Source organism: Bacillus sp. FSL L8-0099 (assembly GCF_038006385.1).
Taxonomy (GTDB): domain Bacteria; phylum Bacillota; class Bacilli; order Bacillales; family Bacillaceae_G; genus Bacillus_A; species Bacillus_A toyonensis.
The window spans coordinates 179038-189867 of sequence record NZ_JBBOVC010000002.1 but is presented as its reverse complement, the minus strand read 5'-3'; the positions used below and the strand labels follow the sequence as shown (position 1 = coordinate 189867).

Genomic DNA, 10830 nt, shown 5'->3' with positions numbered 1-10830 from the left:
GTAATCTGTTTTTTATTTCTCACATTTTAAAGGTGTAGTATCTTGATTGAATACTGCACCTTCTGTTAATATGAATTCTATTCTCAGAAATTATCAGTAATTTCCTCATAGGGGTCACTTTACCTGCCCATCAACTTAAGAACGAAAACAAAATGAACTTTCGTTCATATAAGCTAAAAAACTCTTAAAATATTTTGTGTCCTTAAAAATGAGCATACCAAATAAACCTAAATAGGTATCATTTTTTAAAATTATGCAACTTTCTTTTGTTTTTTAAATTCACTATACTCATAAACAACACCCATAATATCAAAGACTGTTTTCTTCTCATATCGATGAGATTTCCGTCCATTTTTCTGTAGGAGGTGGAACAGACGAATTAGAATCTTTGTTATTTCTTGGGTGTTTTGTTGTATAGTTTGATACAACAGATATAAATGATCTTGAATTATTCCAATTTCCTTATATTCACTTAATTCTCTTTTCTTTTTTTGTAAAAGGGGTACCACCCCATCGCTATCAAGCTAATAAAAAGAAATATCCTCAAAATGAAAAAAATACGTTATTCTTTCTGTAGAATCATAAGAAAGGATGGCGTTTTTTATGTCTGTTTCTGTGTCTGACGAATTACAACTATTTGCTCAAGAGATTCAAAGTTTTTTATCTCCAAATACCTTACGGAATCTTGCTAGAGATGTTGGTTTTGTACAACGAACCAGTAAGTACCAAGCAAAAGATTTAGTAGCTTTATGTGTATGGGTGAGCCAAAATGTAGCTAGGACTTCTTTAACTCAGTTATCTAGCTGTTTAGAAGCATCAACAGCAGTACTTATCAGTCCTGAGGGACTGAATCAACGATTTAATAAGGCGGCCGTCCAACTTTTACAACACCTACTAGCCGAACTATTAAGCAAAAAATTGGCCGCATCTATGCCGCTTTCTTCTCCACACACTTCTGTTTTCAAGCGTATTCGTATTTTAGATTCAACTGCATTTCAACTCCCGGATGTATTTTCATCGGTTTATCCAGGTGCAGGAGGATGCAGCCATACAGCTGGGATAAAAATTCAACTTGAGTATGATTTGTTAAGTGGACAGTTCCTACATATTCATACAGGTCCAAGTAAACAACATGATTGCACTTCCGGCTCTCTGTGTGCCCCAACTGTGACGGCGAATGATTTATGTATCCGAGATTTAGGTTATTTTCATTTAAAAGACCTTCAATATATACAAGATAAAGAGGCCTACTATATCTCTCGTATCAAGTCGAATACACGTATGTATCAAAAAAATCCTAACCCTGATTATTTTCAAGATGGAAGAATTAAGAAAGGTACAGAGTATATACAGATAGATATGGAGACGGTAATGAACTCTCTTCAACCAGGACAAACATGTGAAATTGCTGATGCTTATGTAGGTATGATTGATAAAGTGCCAGCTCGTGTAATTTTTCATCGATTAACAAAAAAACAGCAACAAAAACGATTACAAGATCAAGCTGTAAGGGAAAAAAAGAAAGGAATGAAGTATTCTCCTCGTAGTAAACGACTCAGTGGTATCAATGTATACATGACAAACACCCCTACAGATATTGTCCCGATGGGACAGGTACATGACTGGTATTCTTTGCGTTGGCAAATCGAAATTTTATTTAAAACGTGGAAGTCATTCTTTCAAATTCATCATTGTAAAAAGATAAAACCAGAACGAGTGGAGTGCCATTTATATGGTCAATTGATTGCCATTCTACTCTGTTCTTCTATCATGTTTCAAATGCGCCAATTGCTCCTCATGAAGAAAAAACGAGAGCTTAGTGAGTATAAAGCCATATATATGATTAAAGATTATTTTCTTCTTTTATTCCAAACTATACAAAAAAACATCCAAGAGCTATCAAAGGTGTTACTTCGCCTGTTCAATCTCCTACAGCAAAACGGGCGGAAATCTCATCGATATGAGAAAAAAACGGTCTTTGATATATTAGGTGTCGTTTACAATTGTACCCTGTCTGATAATCAAGCCGCTTAATTCAAAAAAGTGAAACCCGTTAGGGTTTATTTCGTATGCAAATCTTTCAATCACCTACACTTGCCCTTTAGGGAAAAGAAACAATCTCGTCTAAAATTGACTTTGCATAATCTTAGCTTGATAGCGAGGGGGTAGAGTCAGGAAAATGCGTATTTACAACAATAAGCATTTTGATACAAGTCTTATGAGACATTATAAAGTCTAATTTAAAGGTGATTTGCTTATGTACCAATAGGTGATTTTTTGGAGAAAAATATTGGGGATGTAGATTTTTTTAAACAAGTAGTAAAAAGGATTTGCAACCAATAAAGTAATAAGGTTTACTTCAGTAAAATAAGGTATATTATATTTGTTGGATAGATTCTCTTTAAAGACAAGAAAAGTAGGTGAACAAAGTGGGAAAATATCAATTGGATTACAAAGGTCAAGTAGCTGTGGCAAAGTTTCATGAGAAACAGACGCCTGCCAAATTTGATAAAAAGCAGCAACTTGAAAAATTGCGTGCGGAGTATTTGAAAAAGAAGCAAAAGCAAACAGATAAATAATATGTTGTGTTTTTCCTAATTTTCTGTATATAGAGCAAACAAACACAAGAAAATAGGTAAGTTATTCATCGTTCAAATATATACAGGCTATTTTTTCAAACCTCATACTTAATGAACTAAAAAAGTCGATTCCTTGAGATGGAAATCGGCTTTTTTAATAAGTGACATTTCCTTAACGTTGTAAATCCGCATTTTCCTGACACTACCCCATACCCATTAACTTAAGGGCTTAATGTCCCCACATAACGATAAAAATAAACTTGGTTGCCATAAAAGACATCACGTTTTCATTCTGAAAGTATTATAAAAGTTTAACTTTTATATAGCAGGTACCGATTATTAAAGAAATAATGCAATAAGATTAATTGCTACATCAATCAAGATAATGTATATAAAAAACACCTAATCCCATTCTCTTGCTATATTTTTAGTTAACCCACTTGACTATAACGCAACGTCATAGTGCATAATTTTAACTATATTAAATAAGGAGTGAAAGAAATGAATATAAAATCATTACGGTCAGATAAAATATATCGAAAAATTTTACAAGCTCCAAAAGAGGAAAAGGTTGAGTTATACAGGAAAGAAATGTTGGCTCCGTTTATGGGGAAATGGGAAATTCAATATGTTCCTTTTAAAGCTGAGGAGCCAAATGGTTTTGATGTTATTACATTGAATAATATAATGAGCATTTCTCCTAATCAGATTACAAATGAGATTACACCAGAACTAGAATTGATTTCGTCTGATTCTTTTTGGTCTGAGTGTAAAGAAGTTGTTAGGAAAAGCCTTCATTTATTTAGAGAGCATGATGTGAACCTTCGTGTATCTGATTACTTATTCACGATTCTATTAGGGAATCCCAATAGTCCTTCATTAATGTTAAATGAAGGATATAGTGGTGATGGAGGTATTCCTGGCTATATTTTGTGTACATTTGTGCCAAATGAATACACAATCCCTCGAATGAAAGCTGCTTTAGCACATGAATGTAATCATAATGTTCGATATCAATTTATTCAGTGGGACCATACGGTTACTTTAGGTGAATTAATTGTTAGTGAAGGTTTAGCAGAAAATTTTGCTACTTCTATTTTTGGGGAAGATCTACTCGGACCTTGGGTATCGAAAACAACTATGGAAATGCTTAATAGACGGATTAAACCTGTGCTCAAGGATCAATTACAATTAACAGGATTTGATAAAATTGCACCGTATCTTTATGGTGACGAATTAGCAAAACTTCAAAACTATATACCAGTCAATATGCCTTATGCTGCTGGTTATGCCTGTGGATACTATTTAATTAAATACTATTTAGAAAAAACAGGTAAAAATATCTTTGAAGCCACAATAACTCCTGCCAATCAAATACTAGATGAAATAAAGGAATTTTGGGATGAAGAAACAATTTTTAACGGTTAAAGATATTGTGCAAATTACAGGCATAACAAAAAGAACCTTACAATACTATGATAAAATAAATTTATTAAAGCCAATTTACTTAACGGAAAATGGTTATCGACTCTATGATAAGAACAGTTTAGCAAGACTTCAAATGATTCTATTTTTTAAAGAAATGGACTTTTCTCTAAAGGAAATTGCGGAAGTTTTGAAACTTACGAGAGAAGAACAGCTGCAATTATTAAAGAAGCATAACCAAACTTTATTGTTAAAAAAACAACATTTAGAAACAGTTATTACTGCGGTGGATGAGTATGTATCAGGAAAGGATATCTACAATTTAAATATTTTTAATAATTCATCTATTTTGCCGTTACAAGAACAATATGCTCATGAAGCGAAATTCATCTATGGAGAAACAGAAAAATACAAAGAATTTGAGGAGAAACTGAAAGAACTCTCTCCTAGTGAAAAAGCGAACTTATTTCACGAATTCGAACAAAAAATGGAAAGGGTGTTTAGAAAAATTGCTTCCTATATTAATCAATCACCTTCTTCCGATGAAGTACAGCAATTAATTGTAGAGTGGAAAAGTTATCTCGAACAATCTATTGTATGTGACTCTGAAATGTTGACATGTATTGCAAATACTTATAAATTTGATAATCGATTTAAAAATTATATAAATCAATTTAGTAATGAAGACTTAGCTGAATTTTTATATAACGCCATTATACATTATATCAATCAAAAGAAGCATTAAAGTCGTACTTTTATAATAGGGGGCACCTTACATTGCCATTAACTTAAGAACAGAATTAAAATAAGCTTTCGTTTACCAAAATAAAAGCATTTAAAAAAGGAGTATTTTCTTATAAATGTGCATGCTAAATAAGCCCTAGCTAGGTCTAAAAATTATACAGTTTTCTTTTGTCCTCTTAATCCAGTATACTCGTAAACAACACCCAAAATATTCACATATGGGTGAGTTTTTCGTCCGTTTTAGCTAGAAATATGTCCATAAACTGTGTATATAAATCATGGAGGGTAGTTCAAAATCTAGAACTGGGATTCGTATCGTAAATAAAGGATATTTTTGAAAAAAATTAACAGAATCCATTGTGAAATGTTTGTTATGTTAGAGTTTCTTTAAGTTCCTTTTATGAAAAACTGTATTTTACAAATACTACAAGTTCATTTAGGTGAAATAATAATGGAAAACCGCCGTTGTATAATCAATTTATTATGAGCATGCAAGGAGGCTTGTTAGGAGTGAAAATAAGCGAACTAGCACGATTGACTAATGTCAGCATACGATCTATCCGGCATTATGACAATAAAGGACTTCTAAACGCCGATAGGTTGGAGAACGATTACCGGGATTTCGACGAATCGGCCATAGAACGAGTCAAAGCGATTCAGTTATACTTGAAGCTTGGATTAACAGCAGATGAAATTAAAGCGTTGTTCAAGAGCGAAGCGGCAAATCCTGACGAGTATGAATATTGCGAGGAGATGCTGGAAACGTATGAAAAGAAGCTAAGCAATGTGAATTATCAAATCGAAGCACTTCATGGATTAAAGAGATTACTGGAGAGGCAAATCGCTTTAACGATTAAGAAAAAGAGAACTGTTTAATGTAGACATGGCCCCTGAGCATGATGAATCGCTCCAGGGCCATTTTTGTTTGTGTTGACATTGACACTAGTGTAACCCTTTATGATTTACTTAATTTCATCTGAAAGGGGTTTTTCCATTGAAAAGTAATAGCCAAAATGAGAAAAATGGTTCTGAAACTATAAACGCGGTTGGGAACCGAAAATCGGTAACAGTCATAGGACTAGGTCCGATGGGTCAGGCGATGGCAGGCGTTTTTCTGGAGCAAGGGTACTCCGTGACCGTGTGGAACCGGACTTCAAGTAAAGCAGATCAGCTTGTAGCAAGAGGAGCCATTAGGGTGTCCACGGTCAACGAGGCATTAGCTGCTAACGAGCTGGTAATCCTTAGCCTTACAGATTACAATGTGATGTACTCTATTCTGGAACCGGCTTCTGAGAATTTATTCGGTAAGGTGCTCGTTAACTTGAGTTCGGATACCCCGGAAAAAGTTCGCGAGGCGGCTAAATGGTTGGAAGACCGTGGAGCATGGCATATTACTGGAGGGGTGCAAGTTCCACCGTCAGGCATAGGTAAATCGGAATCTTACACATACTATAGTGGTGAGCGAGTGGTCTTCGAGGCTCACAGGGAGACCTTGGGAGTGTTAACAAGTACCGATTATCGGGGCGCGGACCCCGGATTAGCCATGCTATACTACCAGATACAGATGGATATATTCTGGACGGCAATGCTTAGTTACCTTCACGCTCTTGCAATCGCTAACGCGAACGGCATTACGGCGGAGCAATTCCTACCATACGCTTCAGCGACAATGTCGTCACTGCCAAAATTTATAGAGTTCTATACCCCGCTTCTCGATGAGGGTGAGCACCCTGGTGACGTGGACAGACTCGCAATGGGCTTGGCGAGCGTTGAGCACGTTGTTCATACTTCCCAAGAAGCCAGCATAGAAATCGCCTTGCCAGCAACTGTTCTGGAAGTCTTCAGGCGCGGCATGAAGGCTGGTCATGCCAATGATAGCTTCACCAGCCTCATTGAAATCTTCAAAAATTCCGATATTCGTTCATAAAAAATAGGCCATTCCTTTCGGGATGGCCTTTAAAGGGGCGCTGAAACATCGCCATCATTTTTGAGAAAAACACGCTAAGCAAAAAATACAATGAGTTGCCTATATGGATAGATCATTTACATAATTATCGTTAGCGGAAGTTGTTTCAAATTCATCCTCATTTAAAGAGGTATCCCAAGTATATCTTTTTACTGTTTGGAGTGACACTCCAAACAGTAGATTTTTCCTTCGCTATCAAGCCATTTCTTTATTTCAGTCATACCAGCATAATGAGGATAGTGTAGCTCTACATAAACACGTTCTCCGCCTTGAATGTTTTTTTTGCAACTTACACATTTAGGTTTTACTCTTAACATGATATATTTTCCTCCTTTTTTTAATTGTATCATTTGGAAAAAACGATTTGCTAAGGTTTTTGGCTATATATGATATTCATGAAAGGTTAACATAACGTCTTATTATAGGGATTCAATATATTTAGAAGACTATTAAAAGTCCTCTAGTTTGTTTAACTGGAGGACTTAGTTACAAGAAGATAAATGGGTATCACTTTTTTGTTTTATTTTTTCTCACTAACTTTAAGCCGTTTTGCACTTCCGAAAAATGCGCTCCCAATTATGAATATAACGGAAGAAATATACATTGTTATCCCTGAATATTTATTATCAAGTATTGTAGTATTAAGTAAATTAATAAACATCATCAATATAAATGAATCTATTAATATACTTCATTTATGCCCCTCCCTTACTTTTTTCGGCAACTTCTATGTAATAAATAAGGTAAGTTGCAGGTTTAGTGAAAAAACAAATGAAAATTTTAGAAAATACTTCTAAAAAACTTAGTTTCCTAGTTAAAAGTAACAATAATTCAAGTAGAAGTATTATTTTTGAACTTTATAAATATTGAACAAGGGAGAGGAGATATTTTTATGGATTCAAAAACTTATGAAAAGCTACAGGGACTACGTAGATATAAAGAGCCAATTCAAGCAGTATTGAGAACGGTTAAAAGACACGATAAAGAAGATCCAGATACTGAATATGCTGAGTTTGCCCTTGAAAATGGTAAGATTATAGGTATTTGTAAAAAAGAAGACTTCTCTGATTACTCTTTTAGAAGTATTACTCAATTCACAGGTAATATTTTTAATGTAGTAATTACACAAATGTCTGATGAACTGGATATAAATAAAGTACAGGTTTCAGTAAAAGAAGCTAGCAGGAGATCGGCAGATGCGTTAATTCGTGAGTTAATAGAATTGGAGCAAGATGAAAGACTGCAAGAGCCAACCTACGAAGCAGAAGTAACCGGATACAATATGAATGCTCAGGTTCCAACCATATTCTTACGCATCAATGGTGCGGAATGCTTCATGAAATTACATGAACTAAACTATGGAAGAGTGTATAAAAACGCTGTGGATCGCTATGCACCAATTGGTGAACGTATCCCAGTTAAGGTTCTACAATTTAATCCAGAACAGCGACTAATCCACGTTTCTAGAAAAGCTGCCGTGGAAAATCCTTATCAGTTATTATCTGAATTAGCTGAAGGGGATACAATTGTAGGAAGGGTTGTAAATGTTGACCCGCGTTTTGGTGTTTTTGTTGAATTGGACCAAGGCTGCACAATTAAAGGAATTGTCCCTAAAACAATCGAACAGCCAGTATTGGATGACGTAGTAAGTATGAGAATTGTAAGTGTGGATGTGGAAAAAGAGAGAGGGTCGGGGGTTATCTTTAAGTTTCCATTTGGACGCAAAAAAATTAACGATCCAACGGCGTTTTTATATAACTAATGAGTGCGCCGCAGGTTTCCGTACAAGAGAATGGAAAGGCGGTTCAATATTGGCTTAATAGGGACGAATCGTTATCACTTTGGGATGACCCCTCTTTGCAGGGGGGACCAATTCTTCCAGATAAATTCAAACCACTCACAGATTTACGTAGTATTTATGACAGAATTAATTCAGGTTTTATAAATGAAAAAGACAATTTAATATTAAAGCTTATTTGGGATTCATTAGCGATTACTGAAGCTCAAATTAAAAATTTTGTGGAATCTAAAATTAGTAGATCACAGGTTTCAGAATCGCTGAAAAAACTGGTACTGTATGGATTTGTTAGTCGATGGGAGATAAAATCGGGGCTATTTCCAGATCAGCCCAAAACCTCTGCTCCAATCACTTTAAATACTGCTGGTCATTTGATGATGTGGGCTTATCATAACCGTAATACAAACTATTCTTTAAAGCCAGAACAGTGGTTAAGACTTGGAGTAGCAGGGGTACAAAGATTTGTCACTATGAATCAAATAAAATATGAGTTTGCAGTAGGTCAACAGTTATTAAAAAACTGGTGCTGGTATCCAAAGTTAAAAGGTACTGGTAATGGATATAATCCAATTGCTGTTGGAGAAATTAAAACTCCAATTGGAAATCAAAACTTCATATTTGAAAGGGTACAACAAGGTCAGCGATATGCACAACATTTAAAATCGCGATTGAAAATTTGGGAAGGTCAGATTCAAAATGGACCAAATAATTTATTGAATTTCGAAAACACGAAGAGTTTACCAGGAATTTTTATATTATCTATATCTAATCTCGCTTTAGCAGAACATGTTAGAAAGGAGCTCATGTTAGACTTACGAAAGATTCCTATAATGCTCGTAATAGACGAATGCATTCACAATGAGGGATTCGCAAAATCTTTTTATATCTCGACACAAAACGGAATTCAGCAAGCACCATTACCATTTTTGAGATAACAAGAGCTGCTTCAGGTAAATATGCTGAAGCAGCTTTTTGCCGTTAAAAGCAAAGTAGGTAACAGTCTTTATGGGATACTAAGGAAAATGGCGGTGCTTTAAATGATTAATAAGAAATGTAGAAAAAACTGATAATTAATATGTATCTATTGGTTCGATACAGTAATCCATAATAATAAAAATATTTTATTATTATGGATTAGTACTTCCTAACTTTACGTTGTATTTTTGAAAATAAGAACCGAAGTGAAAAGGGCTGATACTATGTTCTTCAAAAGACTAAGCGAATTAAAAGACTAGAAGAAAAGGTATTGCAGCTAGAGAAAGAACGAGATGAAGCACAAGAATTAGCACTAGAAACTCTTATGAAACCTCAAGCCTTAGAATGGGGGGAAGAACAAAGGTCAAAAAATACAATAATTGAAGAAGTATAAACAAAAAGATTTACTAATAGTGTCCGGTGAAAATAAAGGTGTTTAATAATAAACTCAAAAAAACTTGTTGTTATGTAGTTAAAATAAACAAATCAAAAGGTTCTGTTGCAAAGTTTTTTACCAGATAAAAAGTTGGGATGATTACAGATGGATTTTATGCAATCGTTAGTAAGTGTTGTAATTCGTTGAACTTCGTTTTTTGTTTATATAGGGCATGAATGGTTTCGATTCCTTTGATGGTACGTGAAGCATGATGAAGGCTTTGAAATCCAGAGGATCTAGTAAACCGACGTTTTACATGCCGATGAGCCTGTTCAATTGCATGATAAAGATAACACCACTCTTCTTTGACCTTGATATAAGTCTCATCTAAATGCCAAGAAAAATGTACAGATTTATTTTTCCAAATTTGGTAGATCAAATTTCTATATTTGTGAATCCATCGCATGATCGTTGTTGGGTGAACCGAAACACCACGTTCTTTCGAAATTTCAGAGACATCACGATAGCTTAAGGGAAAACGACAGTAGTAGCCGACAGCTACCAAAAAAATATCTTTCTTGAACTGTTTTCCTTTAAATTATTCCATTTGTTATGCTCCCGTTCATTTTTTTCCAAAGTGTACTCGAGTTTCGAAAACTTTGCAACGGAACCCACTATGTTTAAAGAAAGATATGACGTTGTAAAAAATGGGATCTTCAATCTGTTCGAATAGGGGTTATGAAATGTTAAATTATGGTTTGGAACATAATTGTATGGTATTATTATATAGAAAATTACAAATGTTCGTGAACTTTAGAAGGGGATTTTTATGAAAACTATAAAAAACAAACTGTATTTCAGCATAGATACTATAGGAGCTATGATTTGTATTATCATGCTTATTATTAGTCTTGTTAATTTTAGAACATGAATACATCCATTTTTATTTTGTACATTCGGATTAATA

At 34.5% G+C, this 10830-nt stretch carries 11 protein-coding genes and 1 pseudogene; 9 read left to right on the top strand and 3 right to left on the bottom strand.

Annotated elements, in window-relative coordinates:
* Nucleotides 1-251 precede the first annotated feature (251 nt).
* Nucleotides 252-500 (bottom strand): annotated as a pseudogene (locus MHH42_RS28655) (IS4 family transposase); the annotation flags it as partial.
* A 103-nt stretch (nucleotides 501-603) separates the two neighbouring features.
* On the opposite strand from MHH42_RS28655, the gene MHH42_RS28650 reads away from it, so the two are divergent.
* The 6 genes from MHH42_RS28650 (at nucleotide 604) to MHH42_RS28625 (ending at nucleotide 6675) form a co-directional block, all read left to right on the top strand.
* Nucleotides 604-2034, top strand: a complete 1431-nt coding sequence (locus MHH42_RS28650) for an IS4 family transposase (protein WP_098169264.1) — start codon at nucleotides 604-606, stop codon at nucleotides 2032-2034.
* A 395-nt stretch (nucleotides 2035-2429) separates the two neighbouring features.
* A complete protein-coding gene (locus tag MHH42_RS28645) occupies nucleotides 2430-2579 on the top strand; it encodes a hypothetical protein (protein ID WP_002172469.1) in 150 nt (49 codons plus the stop codon).
* Nucleotides 2580-3080: 501 nt separating this feature from the next.
* Nucleotides 3081-4007, top strand: coding sequence for a DUF2268 domain-containing protein (locus tag MHH42_RS28640; protein ID WP_016514117.1), 927 nt, complete (start codon nucleotides 3081-3083; stop codon nucleotides 4005-4007).
* On the top strand, nucleotides 3982-4749 hold the full coding sequence (locus tag MHH42_RS28635; protein WP_016514118.1) for a MerR family transcriptional regulator: 768 nt from the start codon (nucleotides 3982-3984) through the stop codon (nucleotides 4747-4749). Before MHH42_RS28640 ends, MHH42_RS28635 begins: the two co-directional genes overlap by 26 nt.
* 509 nt (nucleotides 4750-5258) lie before the next feature.
* Nucleotides 5259-5624, top strand: a complete 366-nt coding sequence (locus MHH42_RS28630) for a MerR family transcriptional regulator (RefSeq protein WP_016514119.1) — start codon at nucleotides 5259-5261, stop codon at nucleotides 5622-5624.
* A gap of 118 nt (nucleotides 5625-5742) precedes the next feature.
* Nucleotides 5743-6675: an NAD(P)-dependent oxidoreductase gene (locus MHH42_RS28625; RefSeq protein ID WP_016514120.1), complete on the top strand. Its 933-nt coding sequence runs from the start codon at nucleotides 5743-5745 to the stop codon at nucleotides 6673-6675.
* A gap of 188 nt (nucleotides 6676-6863) precedes the next feature.
* Here MHH42_RS28625 and MHH42_RS28620 read toward each other — a convergent pair whose 3' ends face one another.
* Nucleotides 6864-7031: a Fe3+ hydroxamate ABC transporter substrate-binding protein gene (locus MHH42_RS28620; protein ID WP_098015925.1), complete on the bottom strand. Its 168-nt coding sequence runs from the start codon at nucleotides 7029-7031 to the stop codon at nucleotides 6864-6866.
* A 575-nt stretch (nucleotides 7032-7606) separates the two neighbouring features.
* On the opposite strand from MHH42_RS28620, the gene MHH42_RS28615 reads away from it, so the two are divergent.
* The 3 genes from MHH42_RS28615 (at nucleotide 7607) to MHH42_RS28605 (ending at nucleotide 9881) form a co-directional block, all read left to right on the top strand.
* Nucleotides 7607-8476 (top strand): RNA-binding protein, encoded by an 870-nt coding sequence (locus MHH42_RS28615; RefSeq protein WP_195755264.1) that lies wholly within the window; start codon nucleotides 7607-7609, stop codon nucleotides 8474-8476.
* Nucleotides 8476-9447 (top strand): hypothetical protein, encoded by a 972-nt coding sequence (locus tag MHH42_RS28610; protein ID WP_016514123.1) that lies wholly within the window; start codon nucleotides 8476-8478, stop codon nucleotides 9445-9447. Before MHH42_RS28615 ends, MHH42_RS28610 begins: the two co-directional genes overlap by 1 nt.
* 311 nt (nucleotides 9448-9758) lie before the next feature.
* Complete coding sequence (locus MHH42_RS28605) at nucleotides 9759-9881, top strand: hypothetical protein (protein ID WP_255253932.1); 123 nt, start codon at nucleotides 9759-9761, stop codon at nucleotides 9879-9881.
* A gap of 154 nt (nucleotides 9882-10035) precedes the next feature.
* Here MHH42_RS28605 and MHH42_RS28600 read toward each other — a convergent pair whose 3' ends face one another.
* On the bottom strand, nucleotides 10036-10434 hold the full coding sequence (locus MHH42_RS28600) for a DDE-type integrase/transposase/recombinase (RefSeq protein WP_230305558.1): 399 nt from the start codon (nucleotides 10432-10434) through the stop codon (nucleotides 10036-10038).
* Between the last annotated feature and the right edge of the window lie 396 nt (nucleotides 10435-10830).

Bases quoted from the DNA above. Each gene is read 5' to 3' on its own strand.
- MHH42_RS28640 (WP_016514117.1), top strand. From the start codon at position 3,081: ATGAATATAAAATCATTACGGTCAGATAAAATATATCGAAAAATTTTA.
- MHH42_RS28620 (WP_098015925.1), bottom strand. From the start codon at position 7,031: ATGTTAAGAGTAAAACCTAAATGTGTAAGTTGCAAAAAAAACATTCAA.
- MHH42_RS28615 (WP_195755264.1), top strand. From the start codon at position 7,607: ATGGATTCAAAAACTTATGAAAAGCTACAGGGACTACGTAGATATAAA.
- MHH42_RS28610 (WP_016514123.1), top strand. From the start codon at position 8,476: ATGAGTGCGCCGCAGGTTTCCGTACAAGAGAATGGAAAGGCGGTTCAA.
- MHH42_RS28650 (WP_098169264.1), top strand. From the start codon at position 604: ATGTCTGTTTCTGTGTCTGACGAATTACAACTATTTGCTCAAGAGATT.
- MHH42_RS28635 (WP_016514118.1), top strand. From the start codon at position 3,982: ATGAAGAAACAATTTTTAACGGTTAAAGATATTGTGCAAATTACAGGC.